The organism is Photobacterium sp. CCB-ST2H9, assembly GCF_023151555.2.
In the GTDB taxonomy this organism is placed as follows: domain Bacteria; phylum Pseudomonadota; class Gammaproteobacteria; order Enterobacterales; family Vibrionaceae; genus Photobacterium.
Window position 1 is genome coordinate 2,112,494 of record NZ_CP100425.1, and the last position, 16,897, is coordinate 2,129,390.

16 protein-coding genes are annotated in these 16,897 nt (G+C 51.7%); 5 read left to right on the forward strand and 11 right to left on the reverse strand.

The features are described 5' to 3' along the window. Nucleotides 1-100: 100 nt before the first annotated feature. Both L4174_RS09905 and L4174_RS09910 read left to right on the forward strand, forming a co-directional pair. Nucleotides 101-994 (forward strand): LysR family transcriptional regulator, encoded by an 894-nt coding sequence (locus tag L4174_RS09905; protein WP_248140604.1) that lies wholly within the window; start codon nucleotides 101-103, stop codon nucleotides 992-994. 281 nt (nucleotides 995-1,275) lie between these two features. Then, nucleotides 1,276-2,466, forward strand: a complete 1,191-nt coding sequence (locus L4174_RS09910; RefSeq protein ID WP_248140605.1) for an amino acid aminotransferase — start codon at nucleotides 1,276-1,278, stop codon at nucleotides 2,464-2,466. Between the two features lie 125 nt (nucleotides 2,467-2,591). Here the strand turns inward: L4174_RS09910 and L4174_RS09915 are convergent, their stop codons facing one another. Further along, nucleotides 2,592-2,897, reverse strand: coding sequence for a hypothetical protein (locus tag L4174_RS09915; protein ID WP_036751706.1), 306 nt, complete (start codon nucleotides 2,895-2,897; stop codon nucleotides 2,592-2,594). Between the two features lie 226 nt (nucleotides 2,898-3,123). Beyond that, nucleotides 3,124-3,519, reverse strand: a complete 396-nt coding sequence (locus tag L4174_RS09920) for a MarR family transcriptional regulator (protein ID WP_248140606.1) — start codon at nucleotides 3,517-3,519, stop codon at nucleotides 3,124-3,126. A 352-nt stretch (nucleotides 3,520-3,871) separates the two neighbouring features. On the opposite strand from L4174_RS09920, the gene L4174_RS09925 reads away from it, so the two are divergent. Further along, on the forward strand, nucleotides 3,872-4,543 hold the full coding sequence (locus L4174_RS09925; protein ID WP_248140607.1) for a DUF2982 domain-containing protein: 672 nt from the start codon (nucleotides 3,872-3,874) through the stop codon (nucleotides 4,541-4,543). A 5-nt stretch (nucleotides 4,544-4,548) separates the two neighbouring features. On the opposite strand, the gene L4174_RS09930 is transcribed toward L4174_RS09925, so the two are convergent. From L4174_RS09930 to L4174_RS09960, 7 genes are all read right to left on the reverse strand, one after another. Further along, entirely contained in the window at nucleotides 4,549-5,202 is a 654-nt protein-coding gene (locus L4174_RS09930) for an MBL fold metallo-hydrolase (protein ID WP_248140608.1), read from the reverse strand. A 90-nt stretch (nucleotides 5,203-5,292) separates the two neighbouring features. Further along, entirely contained in the window at nucleotides 5,293-5,844 is a 552-nt protein-coding gene (locus L4174_RS09935) for a YcbK family protein (RefSeq protein WP_248140609.1), read from the reverse strand. Nucleotides 5,845-6,004: 160 nt separating this feature from the next. Further along, nucleotides 6,005-7,801, reverse strand: a complete 1,797-nt coding sequence (locus tag L4174_RS09940) for a murein L,D-transpeptidase (RefSeq protein WP_248140610.1) — start codon at nucleotides 7,799-7,801, stop codon at nucleotides 6,005-6,007. A gap of 135 nt (nucleotides 7,802-7,936) precedes the next feature. Further along, on the reverse strand, nucleotides 7,937-9,058 hold the full coding sequence (locus L4174_RS09945; protein WP_248140611.1) for a DUF1513 domain-containing protein: 1,122 nt from the start codon (nucleotides 9,056-9,058) through the stop codon (nucleotides 7,937-7,939). Beyond that, a complete protein-coding gene (locus tag L4174_RS09950; RefSeq protein ID WP_248140612.1) occupies nucleotides 9,039-10,049 on the reverse strand; it encodes an imelysin family protein in 1,011 nt (336 codons plus the stop codon). Before L4174_RS09950 ends, L4174_RS09945 begins: the two co-directional genes overlap by 20 nt. 10 nt (nucleotides 10,050-10,059) lie before the next feature. Next, nucleotides 10,060-11,484, reverse strand: coding sequence for a di-heme oxidoredictase family protein (locus tag L4174_RS09955; RefSeq protein WP_371929334.1), 1,425 nt, complete (start codon nucleotides 11,482-11,484; stop codon nucleotides 10,060-10,062). Nucleotides 11,485-11,588: 104 nt separating this feature from the next. Further along, the gene (locus tag L4174_RS09960) at nucleotides 11,589-12,839 is read right to left on the reverse strand and encodes an imelysin family protein (RefSeq protein WP_248140613.1); all 1,251 of its coding nucleotides are present in this window, start codon (nucleotides 12,837-12,839) and stop codon (nucleotides 11,589-11,591) included. Nucleotides 12,840-13,402: 563 nt separating this feature from the next. On the opposite strand from L4174_RS09960, the gene L4174_RS09965 reads away from it, so the two are divergent. Then, nucleotides 13,403-13,900, forward strand: a complete 498-nt coding sequence (locus L4174_RS09965; RefSeq protein ID WP_248140614.1) for a MarR family winged helix-turn-helix transcriptional regulator — start codon at nucleotides 13,403-13,405, stop codon at nucleotides 13,898-13,900. Nucleotides 13,901-14,023: 123 nt separating this feature from the next. Next, the gene (locus L4174_RS09970) at nucleotides 14,024-14,929 is read left to right on the forward strand and encodes a LysR family transcriptional regulator (RefSeq protein ID WP_248140615.1); all 906 of its coding nucleotides are present in this window, start codon (nucleotides 14,024-14,026) and stop codon (nucleotides 14,927-14,929) included. Here L4174_RS09970 and L4174_RS09975 read toward each other — a convergent pair. Together L4174_RS09975 and L4174_RS09980 are read right to left on the reverse strand one after the other, a co-directional pair. Continuing rightward, nucleotides 14,829-15,599, reverse strand: a complete 771-nt coding sequence (locus tag L4174_RS09975) for a TSUP family transporter (protein WP_248140616.1) — start codon at nucleotides 15,597-15,599, stop codon at nucleotides 14,829-14,831. The two genes, L4174_RS09970 and L4174_RS09975, sit on opposite strands and share 101 nt — an antisense overlap. Before the next feature lie 367 nt (nucleotides 15,600-15,966). Beyond that, on the reverse strand, nucleotides 15,967-16,809 hold the full coding sequence (locus tag L4174_RS09980) for a hypothetical protein (RefSeq protein WP_248140617.1): 843 nt from the start codon (nucleotides 16,807-16,809) through the stop codon (nucleotides 15,967-15,969). Nucleotides 16,810-16,897: the final 88 nt, after the last annotated feature.

The window sequence follows — 16,897 nt, forward strand, 5'->3', positions numbered from 1 at the left end:
AATAAAAAGATACGCAGACGGTAGCAATTTCCATGTGATAGTGAAAATATATTAAAAATATTGTCTCCATATATTTTATTAATGGATGAGTTTGCAAGCCATGGACGTCCGACAGTTAACCTACTTTATTACCATTGCTGAATGCGGCAGTTTCACCCGTGCTGCATCAAAACTCCATATCGCACAACCTGCCCTGAGCATCGCGATGAAAAAGCTTGAACAGCAATTGGAGATGCCGCTGTTTCATCGCAGCGACCGGCAAATCGCCCTCACACATGAGGGCGAGGTATTGATCCAGCATGCCCGGCTGATTTTGCAGCAGGTGGAAGATGCGCGGATTGCCATGGCAGAACTGAAAGGACTCCAGAAAGGAGAAGTCCGGCTGGGCGTTCCGAGTATGCTGGGCTCCTACTTTTTCCCGGAGATTCTGATGGGATTTAAATCCCGTTACCCTAACCTCAAACTGACGCTGGTTGAAGCAGGCACACAGTCCATCCGCAGTATGCTGCTCAGCGGCGAGCTGGATTTAGGGGTTATCCGCAGTGCCGACCTGCCCGACAGTCTGGAAGCTGAGCCCTTACTGACTTCAGAGATGGTCGCCGTCGTGAGCCCGAACCATGAATTTGCTCAGCTTCCCGCCGTGTCGTTTGAGCAGTTCTTCAGTCAGGAACTGGTGATGTTCAAGCAAGGCTACTTTCACCGTGACTATCTGGATTCGGTTTGCCAGAAACACAAACTGAAGCAAAAGATTGCATTTGAAACCAACCTGCTACCAATGATACTCAGCATTATCCGTCAGGAGTTTGCCGTTTCCGCGCTGCTCAAAATGGTGACCCGTCACGAACCGGGGCTGACCGCCATTCCTTTCCGTGAGCCGGTTCACCTGAATCTGGCGATTGCCTGGCGTAAAAATGGTTATCTGTCGCTGGCTGACAGAGCCTTCATGGAGTTCATCAAGGCACATCAGCGTCACCGCAAACCTCATTCCATCTGATTTCGCTTCGTACCGGGATATTTGAGCCCATTGCAAAGACGCAACGTGATCAAGATCACGTGATATTTTCCGATAGATGATGTTTGTGTTTCATTTTCTTTTACAATGGAAGCGAACCTGGAAACCTGATCGCACCGGAATGTCAAAAGCCATACCGGATTTCTGGTTGTCTGATCTCTTTGCTGACAACAGATTTTCGATCAGACTCACACGACCATCATGTGCTGGTGGTCTTTCCGGGCATGTCCACCGTATCACTGACTAGCATGGATGATTCACGAATGTTTGAAAAAATCGTTGCCGCACCTGCCGACCCAATCCTGGGCCTGACTGAAGAATTCAAAAATGACCCTCGCGCTGAAAAAATTAACCTTGGCGTGGGCATCTACAAAGATGAATCCGGTAATACTCCGGTTCTGGCGACAGTGAAAAAAGCTGAAGCAATCCTGCTGGAAAAAGAGACTACCAAATCTTACCTGAGCATTCCGGGTACCGCTGAGTACGGTCTGGCTGTTCAGGAACTGCTGTTCGGCAAAAACGCATCAATCATCTCTGAAAAACGCGCGAAAACCGCGCAAGCACCAGGTGGTACAGGTGCACTGCGTGTCGCAGCTGAGTTTATCAAACGTCAGTTGGGCGATGTGACCGTGTGGATCAGTAACCCGACCTGGGCGAACCACTTTGGTGTTTTCGGCGCAGCTGGTCTGCAGACTGAACAGTACACTTACTACAGCGCCGAAACCAAGAGCATGGATTTCGACGCGATGCTGAGCTCGCTGGAAAATGCCAAAGCAGGCGATGTTGTTCTGCTGCACGGCTGCTGCCACAACCCAACCGGTATCGACCCGGATGCTGATCAGTGGCTGACCCTGGCAAAACTGTGCGCAGAGAAAAATCTGCTGCCGATGTTTGACTTTGCTTATCAGGGCTTCGCCAAAGGCGTTGAAGAAGATGCAGCCGGTCTGCGTATTTTTGCCGAGCATAATACTGAACTTCTGATTGCCAGCTCATTCTCCAAGAACTTCGGTCTGTACAACGAGCGTGTCGGTGCGTTCACTCTGGTTGCGAAATCTGCTGACGTTGCGGACACCGCGTTCAGCCAGGTGAAGAGCATTGCCCGTGTGATCTACTCAAACCCACCAGCGCACGGCGCTGCCGTTGTGACTGAAATTCTGAACGATACTGCCCTTCGTGCTGAATGGGAACAGGAAGTTGCAGACATGCGCGATCGTATTCAGGAAATGCGTACCCTGTTTGTACAAACGCTGAAAGATCTGGGCGTTGATGCTGACTTCAGCTTCATCGAGCGCCAGAACGGCATGTTCTCTTTCTCGGGTCTGAATAAAGATCAGGTTGCACGTCTGAAAGAAGAGTTCGGCATCTACATCGTTGGTTCCGGCCGTATCAGCGTCGCCGGAATGACAAAAGACAATATGATGCCGCTGTGCAAAGGCATTGCTGCGGTTCTGTAATTCATCCTGAATCAGGCTGAATATCAGAAGGGGCGCCATGTGCGCCCCTTCTTTATATTGGTCCTGATGGTTTGTTCCTGATTCTTCTGCAATGCCTGAAGTTATTCTGCGATGCCTGAATGCTGTCAGCCCGATTTATCCAGAGGCAGCACATTACAGAACAGTTCCCGTTCGTACTGTTGTTCCAGCTGTTCACGCCAGGAACGTTTCGAAATATGAACGAGATAGAAATTTTCCCGTGACGTGTCTGTCACGAATGCCATGCCGTATGGCATCAGCTCATAATGAATATCGTGAACAAAACCCAGTGAAAAGCTCTGGCGGCCTGTCAGCTGGTTAATATCCTCACGTGTTAAGCACACACCCTGTTCATCCTCGGCAAAACGGCTTCTGAGCCATTCTGAAAACTCTCGAGCACTGATCATCGTCATATCACCTCGTCTGTGAGTGCCTGCATCCGTGAATAACCCGATCCTCATATAAGGTATAGCAGAGTCACATTACTTCGTCAGAACAAAACGAAATTACACAATAAAATCAGCCAACAACGGCAGAAATAATAAAGACGGGAACACAGAAAAAGAAAGGATAAACAGTTGAAAGGAAGAGAGATGAAGATACCCGCTCCTGAAGCGTCTCAGGAACGGGACAGGACAATTATAGCGCTTTATATACGACTTTATTGCCAGCCAATTGAAGACGCTCAACGAGGTTTTCTTCAACCAGCTTTTTCAATGCACCTGTTGCCCAGGAAGCGGCTTTGCTGTCTTCCTGACCGGCTTCAAGGCCGATGCTTTTCGGGTTAATGCCTTCAGCATTCTTAGCCACGATATCCAGCACCTGTTGCTGTTTTGGTGTCAGAGAGACTGAGGTAGCGACTTGAGCCGCTGGTGCCGCTTGCTTCTCTTCAACCTGAGGCTTTGCCGCTGCCACTTTAGCTGGGGCTGCCTTTTTCACCGCTGCTTTGGTGACAGGTTTTTGAGCAACTGCAGTGGCTGCTTTAATGCGTTTTTGCAGTTTCAGCTGTACTTTACGTTTGTGAGAGATTCTCATTAACTTCCTACTCCGTTGTACTACTTTCAGTCGCCAGTTTGGATGTCCAGCGGGAAAAAAGTAGCGCGTGTTATACCAAGTATGTCAACGAAATGCCAGCAAACGGCTATTTTAAGCACGATAAAAGCCAGATTTAAGGGATTTTAAGCGACAAGATCTCATTTTTATCTTTTTTACGGACATGCCATTTATGGCATAAAAAGTACATTTCATGCACACTAACTCCCTGTAAATCAAAATGAAGCTGTCAAAGGTTTGACATCAGAAATGCACGTTACAGGTGCTGATGGATCTGCTGTAAATTTGCCATACTTACTCAAGTAAGCTTGTTGATTTTTTGCGCTGTCCCGGAGTGATTTTGAACACGGTCTATATTCTGCCCCGACATCCCAAACCCGGTGCTTACCTGATCTGGCTGAGCCTGCTGGCCATCCTGGGTCTGGGCGTGACCGTCTTTCTTTTTCCCGACATCAATGGCGCTGCAGTTGCCCTCCTCCTGTTCGGGCTGCTCTGCCTGCTGGGGATTGGCATCCGGCTGAACCGGCAGCCACCTGTGGGTTTCACGCTCACTTTCATGCATCTTCAGTATCACAGTCCGCAGGGGGGATGGATCACCAAATGGCAGGATGTGGCTGAGATTGGCCGTGCTTCTGTCGGCTACGAGGGCTGGTATCAGCCTTTACCCTGGATTGGCGTGCGGCTGAAGCATTACGATGACTTTCTGGACAGTATCTGTCCCCGCATCGCCAGCCAGATTCTGATGGAACAGCGCGGGCTGCTGATCATGGCTTACAAGCGTGCAGACAGTCCACCCCATGAAATTGAAGACATGCTGTTCGATGATAAACACTTTGTGGGCGAAAACGGGAAAGTAAACAAAGGGTTGCTTGCCATGCTGGCAAACCGGATGCGTTACAACCGTGAACTGATGGGGTTTGATTTCTTTATTTCGGAAGATTTACTCGACAGACCAGCCGATGATTTCATCGGGCTGGCCCGTCGTTTTCTGGCGCAGTCCAGATAGGCGAATCAGTACAGTGGCATTTGATCCGCGACATGCGGATTGCTGGCACGTTCTTCACCGAAGGTAGACATCGGGCCGTGTCCGGGAATAAAACGGGTTTCATTCCCCAATGGCCACAGTTTGTTTTTGATTGAGGCAATCAGTGTTCTGTGGTCACCGCGGGGAAAATCTGTCCGGCCGATGCTGCCGTTAAATAACACATCACCGACAGCCGCGAGCTGTGCTTCCGTGCTGTGCAGAACCACGTGACCCGGCGTATGACCCGGCGTGTGGTACACGTCCAGTTTCTGTTGGCCGAAAGCAATACTGTCCCCTTCCGCCAGCCAGCGATCCGGCTGAAATTGCGTCACCGGCGGGAAACCGAACATCTGACATTGCTGCAGGAGGGCATCAAGCCAGAATGCATCGTCCTGATGAGGTCCCCAGACCGGCACATCCAGCTGACGCGCCAGCGGCTCAGTCCCGCCGACATGATCCAGATGACCATGGGTCAGTACGATTTTTACAACCCGGATCCCTAATGCATCAATCCGTGCAGTGATACGCTCGATATCGCCGCCGGGATCGACGACAACACCTTCCATCGTCTGATCACACCACAGAATGGAGCAATTCTGCTGGAAAGGGGTCACTGGCACGATTTCAAACTGCAGACTCATAAACTTGTCCTAACTGTTCCAAAACGGCGTCAGCATAACACACTTCATCCGATCCCGGATGCCACACAATGCAAGCGATTTCAGTCTGATTTACCAGCGACGGACCGGACCGGTATCAATATGGACAAAACCACTGCGGGGATAATAGCCCACCCCACCCAGTTTCAGATCCAGGGCCACACTGCGCACTCGGGACAGTGAAACCCCTTCAAGGTTAAAATCGATCGCCTGACCGGTCATGTGGTAGCTTTTCTTCGCTACACCTTTGGTCGTGTTTCGCAGCATCTGGTTGGTTTTGGCAGAGCGGTAGCCAGAGATAATCCGAACCTGGCCATTGTGTCCCAGTTCTTCCCGAATCTGAGAAAGTGCATCGAACAGACGTCGATCCATCGGAGCGATTTCATTCTGACGGTAATCACGGCAGATATGATTCAGGCGTTTCAGTTCACGGTCGAGGTAGAACTTCCCGTCAAAGTAGCGGGTTTCCACTTCTTCCTTGGTGTGAATGTTGCAAAGATACAGCTCTCGGGGGCTCTTGGCCCGGTATGGGCTTGCCACAGCAATCTGAGGCAACGCCAGGGCGCCTAAGGTCAGCCCGCTCGCGATCAGGAACTGACGACGCTTATTATCTACTTCTGACATCCTGAAAAAACTCAACTGGAAAACACAAACAAAAAACAGGCGCGCAAGCCCGTAAACGACAGCAAGATAGCCGTGTGTTTTCTTTGAGTCAACGCACAGATGTCAAAAAAACAGACATTGAAAAGACGTAATTTTGACTACCTATTGACGAATAAGGAATTTAGTTTTTGTAAACGGATGCAAGTTTTTCTGAGTCTGGTGAATTTTTGCTCTGGTCATCATAACGGTAAACATCATCCCGGTAGTTCACCAGCCCCTGCTCATCCACCCAGGCCGTCTGATAGATAAGGTGAACTTCAATTCGGGGTTTCACACCAATCGTTCTGGTCGATTGTCTGCCCGCAAGCTGCGCAAACCGTTCTTCCGAGACACCGGCATAGGTCAGCAGCATTTTGGCAAGTTCGTCGGCGCCCTGGACACGGATGCAACCTGAGCTGAATGCCCGGACATCTTTATTGAACAGGTTTTTAGACGGCGTATCGTGCAGATAGATCGACTTGTTATTGGGGATATTGAACTTGAAACGTCCCAGCGCATTGTGCGCACCGGGTTGCTGGCGCAAGCGGTACGGGAAGTTTTTGGCGGAGACATAACGCCAGTTAATGCTGCTGATTGGAATCTTCTCGTTACTGTTCCAGCCACGCAGCACATCATAGTGATGACGGTACAGATAACCCTCGTCGTAACGGACTTTGGGGAGTATGTCCTTCCTCAGAATGGAATTGGGTACATTCCAGTACGGATTAAAGACCACGGAAGCGATGCGTGAACTCATCACAGGAGTCGGCCGTTTGGGCTGACCGACAATCACTCTGGCATCAAAGACCTGCTGATTATCCAACCGCAGTTTCAGCGCAAATCCCGGAATATTCACCACCAGCTGGGACGGAAAATCGGACATCCACGCTCTGCTGCGTTGTGCATTGATTGCCAGCAGACGAATACGCTGTTGAGGTGTCACAACCAGCCAGGCACTTGTCTGAGGGCCGATGGCACCGTCCGCTTTCAGACCGTGGCGCAGTTGAAAGTGTTTCACCGCCTGCACCAGATCCACGTTGTAATGCTTCTTGCCTGATGCCCTGAGCTGTTCGGCCTGATACGGGGTTAAATCTCCCAGACACTCCAGAATCGTAATCAGAGCATCGGGGTTCCTGAGCCGGGCACCCAGCCGGATAATCCGCCGCTCACTGTAAACGGGCCAGGGCTGCTCAGCCAGACTTTCCATCCGGCGTATAGCCTGCATCAGCTGGTGATATTGTTTACCGGCGGGCTTCAGAGACAGCACGAAAGCATTCAGCTGATCACGCTCGAGGATGCTCATCAGCGTGGTCATGGTCTGTTCAGACGGAGCAGGAATTTGGGGTGGGACCGTTTCACCAAACAGCCAGTGCGTGCGGCTGTCACGTACGTTTTCGATGAAACTCAGATAAGCCAGCAAAGTGTCTGTTGCCAGCAAATCGTATTGCCGCCAGTCGTTTGTCTGTTTGAGGTGCCTGAGCTGACGTAGCCGGTGCTCAAAATCCGGACTGACCTGCGCTAGCGTGAGAAACCAGAGCTGCTTTTCAAACTCGGTGACCGTAAAGCTGTCCTGCCAGAGCGGGACATAACCCAGACCATGGTAGACCTGAGCCAGTTGCTCCCGGTACCGCAACCCGGGCAGCTGGCCGGAGACTTCGTTCACCCAGGCAAGCGACTTCTGGCGGACTTTCGCCAGTTCTGCGGCCTGAGCCTCAGCCTGAATCTGTTCCGGAGTGAGTGCTGGTTCTGCCTCAGCCGGCACGGCTGGAGGAATGGCAGGATCTGCAGACACTGCCTGCTCAGCAACGGAGGCTACCGTTGCCACAACCATACCATCAGCAGGCTCACCCGGATCTGTCTGCTGACTTTCCCGGGACTGCAGAGGGAGTGAAACGCTGCCCACGAGCAGAAGAAGCCCAAAACGACCTAGCCTCGTCATGTGTGCTCTCCGATTCCGACATTATTATTATGGCAAAGCGAAACACTTACCGCCTGAAGCAAGCGGTAAGTCAAAACTGTTTCGTTCTGTTAATAAAAGTAGCGAGAAGTGCGGAGGGTCAGTTGTTTCAAAGTTTCAACTGAGCAGCAGATTCCAGTGGTTATCCCACATCACAGCAGACTGAGCAATCTGCCCGGCATTTTCAGGGCCACGGGTCAGGATCTTACCGGCCCCGGAGCCCACCACCCATTGTCCCTCGCTGACAGCGACACCGGATGCGTCCGTGAGCGGTCGCAAATCGACCAGCTCACCACTGGCTTCGTGCCAGATCCCGTAACAGTTTCCGCGTGGCGAGGTCGCCAGCAGATAACCGTCCAGACTGGCAATGCTGGCGATGTAGTGATTGAAATGCAGCCATTCCTCGTCTTCAGCCAGTAAGGGCCGGAGAGCCCCGCCACGACGGTGAAGATGAACCAGCGGCGCAGCCTGTTCTGGCAGGCCCCGGTATTGTTGTCCGCAGGCAATTTCACCGGTATCCGTCACAGACAGATGCCGGATGCTGAGCCGCTTATCCGCCAGAACCGCTTTTTCCAGCACTTCCCCGGTTCGGATATCCAGATACACCAGCGCCGGTTGCATGGTCTCCAGATTCAGCGGTTCACGTCCATGGGTATGCACACCACCGACACCAACAGCCAGAGTATGAGCGTCAGCAAGCACCACCTCATGCGGTCCGATGCCAAACCCCGTGTATTCCGCGACTTTCTTTAAACCGGCTGAGGCATCGTAAACACCGATGACGCCCTCACTGGTTGCGCTGATCCCTTCAGTGGTAAACAGATAGCGGCCATCCGCCGAAAACGCCCCGTGGCCATAGTAATGCCGGCCTTGATCCGCGCGTCGCAGTGGTAATGCCACGCCGGTGTTGGGATTGAAAGCCTGCATATAGCTGCCAGGACGCCTTGCAAACGCAACCGCCAGCTCACCGCCCGGCTGAATGGCAACGCCATGCCCGCGCTCCGGCAAAGCAATCTGATGCAGCGGTCGGCCGTGCGTGTCAGCCACGACCACCGCAAACCGGCCGTCTGGTGTCCGGCTGCAGCCAATAATGCGATCACCTTGTGCCACAGACAGACTTTCATCAGCTTCTGCTGAAACACAGGCCGACAGCACGCCAGCCGTCGGCAGCAGAATCGCCGTACCAAGCGCTTTTTTCAGAAGCGCACGTCGTGTTAAATCAGTCACCATCGGTTGCATTAAACCCTACTACAATTCCCAACGCCTGCGAGACTTCATCATGAAGCGTGAAACGGATGGACTCCAGATCATTGTAAAGACTGATCAGCTCACGATATCCGTCCTTTGATTTCAGCATCGCCCCCATACCCGGACTCTGTGGCCAGTCTGCCAGGACATTCCTGAATTTGTCCGTCAGCCGTTCAGCCATCGCTGTTTCGCCTTTCGCACGCAGCAATGCATCCAGACCATTGCCTTCGGCAAGGTACAGCGCCTGCATGGCTTGAACATTCGCCTTCAGGTTGGCCAGTGAGGTCTGAGAGCGCCACGATTCCGCCTGGTATGGACGCGGATGACCCGGTTTCCCCATCGGCAGCGTCAGTTTCTTCATAGCAAAATCAAGCTGGTTTGTCAGGGCGCCTAAATATTCCCCCAACGCCAGTTGCGGCGTCATTGCCTGCCACGGGTTGTCCTTCCAGGCACGTTCCAGCGCGTCACCGCTTTGCATCAGCCGTTGGCCAATCGCTGTGGCAAGCTCACAGCCGTAAGGCTGGTTCAAACGCTCCGGGTTGCCATACAGCAGCCATTCCATCGCGCCGACACCCTGCACAGCCACGCTTTGATCCGCCAGTTCACGGGCAGTCCAGTTTTTCTGCTGTGCCAGCAACTGCTCCATTTTACGGCCCGTGATGTCTTTTTTGTCCGGCCAGAACTGAATCTGCCAGGACAGAGACAATGCCTCTTCACTGCCTTTTTCCCGCCCCTGCAAGACCATCCAGTCCTGCATCAGCGTCTGCCATGCAAAGCGGCTGGCCTCAAGCGTCTCTTCTGAAGGTGAGGCACACATCGTTGTCACGGCACTTTCAAGCCCTTTAGAGGCGGCATAAACTGCAGCCGCCGCTTGCTGATGTTGCTGGTGAATCGCCGCTGTCACTGAGGCTTGTTTGTCGTTACACCCAGCCAGCCCGGAAAGGACTGGCAGCAGACTGAGCGCAATTATCGATTTTTTCATGCGATTGTCCTTACAGTGAGTGCAGGAAGGCCATCAGCGCTTCACGATCTTGTTTGTTCATTTGCAGAACCTGCGCACGGCTTCGCTCGGCTTCTCCGCCATGCCAGAGGACAGCTTCCATCATGTTCCGCGCACGGCCGTCATGCAGGAAATAAGTGTGACCGTTCACTTCTTCTGTGTAACCAATGCCCCACAGCGGTGCGGTACGCCATTCACGGCCATTCGCCAGGAACTCCTCCCGGTGATCCGCCAGTCCTTCGCCCATATCATGCAGCAGTAAGTCTGTATACGGATGAATGGTTTGCTCTGAAAGTGCAGGCAGGCTGTCTACTTTCGCAGTCTTCAGCTGACTCTGGTGGCAGGAACCACAACCACTCTCCGCAAACAGGTGCTCACCGCGCTGCACCTGAGGGTCGGCCAGATTGCGTCGGACCGGCACACCCAGATGGCGGGAATAAAACTCAACAAAGTTCAGAATCTTATCACTGACTTCCGGTTCGCCACCGTTTGGTAACGTCTGGCAGGCGGTTTGTCCGCTGGTGCAATTTTCAACCGGGAAGAGACTGCTGGTCAGCCCCATATCCCCGTTGAAAGCACCGGCATCCTGCTGTTTCAGGGTTGGCTGACCGGCTTTCCACCCAAAACGGCCTGCAACGGTCTGTTGTTTCTCAACATCCCAGACACGGTTCAACCGGCCGGAGACGCCTTGATCTTCTTTCAGCTGTGCTGCTGCCAGAGATTCCAGCGTCTGCTCAGGAATCTGCTCCAGCAATCCCAGTCCGATCATCGGTGGTGCGACACGGGCAGACATCATGATATCCGGGTGCATCTCACCAAAATTTAAATCGGTGATGGCCAGCTTCGGCTTGCGCAGAGTCACCACTTCACCGTCAGCAAAAATCACCGGAACATCGGTGTAAATCACCTTCACCTGCCCTTCCGGTTTGGCATCCGGCAGTGCAAAGTCCTGAAGTTGTCCGCCGTAAACCGGATCAGGCACCACGCCATCCATAATCAGGGATTTCTTCTGTTCCGGGGTCATCGCCGGAATACTCAGGCGCACCAGCATAGACACACTGTTCTTGTCACCGGCTTCAGGCGGATGGCCGCGACCATCTTTAATGTGGCAATTCTGGCAGCCATTGGTGTTAAACAACGGCCCCAGACCGTCACGGGCATCCGTCGTCGCAGGCGCCTGAACCCATGGGTTTCTGAAAAAACTGTTGCCGACACTGAAATCCAGACGGTTCACCAACGGCAGGTTAGCCGCCGGCATTGAAAATGCGTTCGCGCCGGCCTTATTCACACTGGTCTCTCCACCTGATTTCATCAGGGCAGATTCAGTTGTTAAGGCATCAGCGGTCTGGGCAAAAGCCGGAAACGTCAGCGGCAGAGAAAGCACAGCAATCCTGGCTGCAAAAGTCCTCAAATTCATTGTTGATACTCACATTTTTTCATAGTTTTTCTGATGAACAATGACGACAAAAGGGCTCAACTGAGCCCTTCTCTTTATTTATAATTTTTTGACGTCATCACGAATTAAAACTGGTGATCCGCAGTATCCGGATTCAGGCTTGTGACACCCAGAATACCAGCGGCACGTTCAATTTCTGCCGTCTGTTTTACCAGTGCCATAATGGCGTCATTCACAAGCTTATTCCCGGCTTTGTTGCCTGCTGCAATTAGCTGGTCAAAATGCTGGTTATTTTTCTCAGCTGATTCAACCAGGGCATAAACCTGTGCACGCGTCTGGTCAAATTCAGCGTGGATGGCTTTCGCCGCTTTTGGATCTTTCTCAGCAACCAGGTCATGGATGCTCGGACCGGACAAGGTGCTGCCATCAACACGCTTGTAAGTACCGGTGTAGATGTTGTAGATACCCTGCTCATCGTAGAAATGAGAATTATGGGTATTGTCTGAGAAGCAATCGTGCTCATCTTCAGTCGAGTTTGCTTCCAGCGCAACTTTCATCCGCTCACCGGCCAGTTCGCCCAGCGACAGAGATCCCATTCCGAACAGCATTTTGCGCAGACCGTTTTCCGGGCTGTCTGCCAAAAGCTCACTGCGGTAATTGCCTTTCTCTGTTGCCGACCATTGCTTGGTCATCCAGCCCAGATCCGTCAGCAGCAGCTGAGAAGCGGATTTCAGGTAAGTCCGGCGACGGTCACAATTGCCGTGAGTACAACCCTCACCGCTGATAAAGTCGGTGTAAGCACGTTCACCTGCACCCGCATTGGTGCCATTCAGATCCTGTCCCCACAGCAGGAACTCAATTGCGTGGTATCCGGTTGCGACATTCGCTTCAGAACCACCAATTTCATTCATGTCTGCCAGCAGCTCCGGCGTAATTTGTGACGCATTGATGGTCACATTGCCAACCTGAATCTGTTCATTTGCAATGATATTTGCCGTTGCGCCTTCATTACCCAGCTCATGATGGTAACCCTGTGCGACATAGTCGATCAGGCCTTCATCAAGTGGCCATGCGTTCAGCTGGCCTTCCCAGTCATCCACAACGGCGTTACCGAAACGGAAAACCTCAGATTGCTGATAAGGGATACGCGCCAGTTTCCAGGCAGCTTTTGCCTCGGCCAGCGTCTTTTCAGATGGGTTTGCAATCAGAGCATCAATCGCCTGGTCCAGGTTGCGCGCTGTCGATTGCGCATCGCTGAATACGTTAAAAGCAATATCTGCATAGTGTTGAACAACGTCTTGCTTGGTGGCCGCCTGTGCATGACCTGTCGCCAGCACTGAAGCTGCGAGTAAAGAAAGGGCAAACGTCTTTTTCATTGTGACATGTCGTCCTTGATCAGTTTAAAAACAATTAAGGCTAAAATTGATAATCATTATTATTCACATGAGCAACAATAACAAGTAACAGAAAGACACAATTTGAAAAATAACGCACAAAATTTGTACGAACAGAAATGTGCAACGATGCTTCGCTTAAGTTTTGTACAACATAAAAATCTCATTTTCACGGCGGCCTTCCGACAGCTTATTCACCCGTACTCACATCAAAGAACCGTCACAATTTATCACTCACTGCCAGTCGCCTAAACTCAGTAAGAGGCTCCTTCCGGTTGTACAAAACAGCTGCGAAAGCGCTCATCGGCATCCAGAAGTACTAAACAAAGATGAAAAATCGAGCAAATCATGGTTTTTACTGCGTTTTTTGATAGAAGGCTAAACAATTGGCATGCTAGAATTTCGCATCAGCGAAAGGGACCTGCCGGTTTACTCCAATCTCACGCAGCTGTTTACCCTAATATAAGAATCAATCATGCATTTGCCGCTTCAGCTTCTGTCTGAACTTTCAGGATGGACGAACGGCAGAAAGGTGGGAGAGCAACATGGACAAACATGAAGAAGTCCTTATCGCCCTGCGACAAATCATTCGTGCAATCGATTTGCACTCAAGACAACTGAATAAGTCGACCGGACTGACCGGGCCGCAACTTGTATTAATGAAAGCCATTCGTGATTCAGGTGAAGTCACCATCCGTCAGCTTTCCAACAATACCAATATGAGTCAGGCAACGGCGACGACCATTCTTGACCGTCTGGAAAAACGCGGACTGGTCGTCCGGGAAAGAAGCACACTGGACAAGCGAAAAGTCCACGCACACTTAACCGATGAAGGACGAGCACATCTGGAAAAGGCGCCTCTGCCGCTTCAGGAGAGCTTTGTATCCCGTTTCCAGCAGTTAGATGAGTGGGAGCAGTCGCTGCTGTTATCCTCCGTCCAGCGAATCTCTGCCATGATGAATGCAGAACATCTGGATGTTGCACCGATGCTTGAAGTCGGCAGCATTACACAGACCCATCCGGACGACACCTCGAACAACTAATCCCCCCTTTCCAAGCCGCCAGCATCTCATGACTGGCGGTTTCCTGTTTCCTGTTCCGCATACACACGATTCTTTGCTAGAATTCATTCCGTTTTTTCATGAATGAGTCATCCGGAGACGCTGATGCTGCTTGAAGGTGTGGAAACGCTGCTGGTTCTTGCAAAAGAAGGCACAATGAGCCGTGCAGGCAGCCGTTTGTATATCAGCCAGAGTGCGGTCAGTAAGCGTATCGCCCGGCTGGAAAAACGGTTGGGAAAAAAACTGATTGTTCCCGATGGCCGCCACATCAAACTCACACCGGATGCACAGGCATTAGTGGCTCAGGTTGGCCCCGGATTCAACGAACTGAAAGGCCGGATTTTCGAGCAGCAATCTGTCCGGGATAATACACCGATCACAATGGCGTGTTCAGAAACGCTGGTCTCCGGCTATCTGGCCCCTTTCATGGGGAAATACCTGAAAACTGATCCCTATATCGTGCTCAGTACGCATCACACCCCCGTGATCGTCGAGCGGGTGCAGTCCGGAGATGCGACTCTGGGTTTTTGTGCCGGACACATGCCGGGCCAGCATGGTCTTCAGCTCATCCACTTGATGAATGAGCCCTTTACCGTTGTGTACGACCGGCATCTCGCTGAGCCGCCCTCCGCCCTGCTGACCAATGATCTCAGTAATCCGGCCAATGCGTATCAGGCCGGATTACTGCAGCAGGCCGGTATCAAGCCACTGATGGAAATGGACTCTTACACCGCCGCAGCCAAGCTGGCTCTGGCTGGCACCGCACCGGCCCTGGTGCCCTTCTCTGTGGTTCAGACCCTGGCCATTCCACCTGAAAATTGCCAGCACTTTGCCTTTCTGGATGATTTAATCCGCCCGATTTATCTCTGCTACCGCCAGCACAGTTACCGCGCAGAACGGGTCAGAACTCTTATTGAAACCATTGCGGATTTTGTTCCCAGAGCAGCTTTGCAGCCATCAGCATCGACATCGTCACCACCATCGGACGAATCAGCTTCCGCCCCCTGCTGACGACTACTTTGGCACCGAGCCGCGCTCCCATAAATCCGCCCACCGCCATCACCAGACCCACTTTCCAGACCGGCAGCCCGGCCAGAACAAAAAACAGCAACGCGGCAATGTTCGAGGTGAAATTGAGGACTTTGGTTCGTGCCGTTGCTTCCACAATGCCAAGCCCCGCCAGCGTCACAAAGCAAATGGTAAATAATGAACCGGTGCCGGGACCAAAGAAGCCGTCATAAAATCCGATGCCCGTTCCCACGGTAAACGCAAACAGGTTGTCAGATATCCGGGCCTTTCCGCCATGAATACTGGCCTGTGGCGCCAGCAGAAAGTAGAGTGAAATGGCAATCAGCAGCACCGGGATCATCATGGTCAGCACACTGGCATCAATCTGCTGAACCCATTCTGCACCGACCGCTGACCCCGCAAAAGTACAGGCAATCGCCAGCCCCATTTGTCTTAAATTCACCATCCCGTGCCGGACAAAATAATAAGTGGCCGAAAAACTGCCGAATGAGCTTTGCAGTTTATTGGTCGCCAGTGCCTGAGTCGGCGGAATCCCGGCGGCCAGCAGTGCTGGCATCGTGAGCAGTCCCCCGCCGCCAGCGATCGCGTCAATAAATCCGGCCAGTCCGGCTACAAAAAACAGCAGCGCCAGAATGTCTAATGATATGTCCATACTTCTCCCTGAAACCAAACACTTACATCAGGCGAGAAAAGTAACAGCCTTCAGCTACGGATAACAGCGAAAGCTGAGATATAAACTCATTCCACTATGGAATTGATATCAATGCCGTGCTGAACAGCAGAATGAAGCTTGTCGTTGACGGGTCTACAATTACTGGGGAGGTGCAAATTTATGTGTTTCTGCAGATATTTGAACACGATTAAGCCAGGTTTTCCGGAAACTGAAACCTTGCAGGAATGGGTCGAAGCCGCCATTCAGGCCATTGAGGACCTGTTTAAGTCACCTCAGGATGCTGCAACGTACTGAATGGATGAACACGATGAAAAAAGGGAGCCTCAGCTCCCTTTGAACATTCAGTTCAGCGTCCTTCGCACCCCTTCACCCGGCGTCTGCGGACGCAGGCTGCCACGGAGAGCAGACCAAAGCCCAGCATCGCCATTCCGGAAGGCTCTGAGACCCATGTAGGCGGTTCATCAAAGTACACGGTGCTATGTGCCCATTCTTCATATCCGGAATCAAACTCATCAAAACTCGCATACAGAACAAAGTTGTTCTGCCCGTCAGGGATGGATGACAGATAATCATCATTGATGAAAAATGCTATGTCCGTTGCACCGCTCCCCGGCCCGTTATTATTCTTCCTTGCATCCAGACGGATTGAATTATCCTGAAACGTACCGCTATCACTCCAGTCCAGACTCCACAATAACGTCTTGTCTTGCAGGTGACTGATGTCGTCTACATTCTGGCTTGGTGTACTGGTCGAAAAGAGCATCAAATTCGTCAGCACGATTTCGTTGTCATTTCCTGTTTCATCAACATCCAGAATGAAAGTATAAAACCCGTAAGCGGACTGAAGCTCAGAAAACAATACATCACGTGTAAAATTTCCTGAGGGGTGCTGATCCATCATGTAAGGATCCGTGGTGCTGGTATTAAATCCTTCCTGAATACCGTTGCCATCTCCGTTGCTATTTCCGTTCCCGTTGCCATTTCCGCTTTCCTGAATACGCAGGAAAGATCCTAAATGACCTGAGCCGGCCCCGGTTTGCTGGTAAACAGTAACATAGCTGTTACCCTGACTCCCCATGTTCAGAACAGCCTGATCCGTCCCGGGTGCTGCCAGGTTAATCTCAGCTGCACTGGCCGAGACTGCAAAACAACACGATGCAGCTAATGTTAACTTAATCAACAATTCCATGCTTTTATCCCCTGCGCAAACCACCTTGACATGGGTAATGAAAAGCAAGAAGCAGACCAAAATTAACCAACAGTTTTTCACCCAAAAG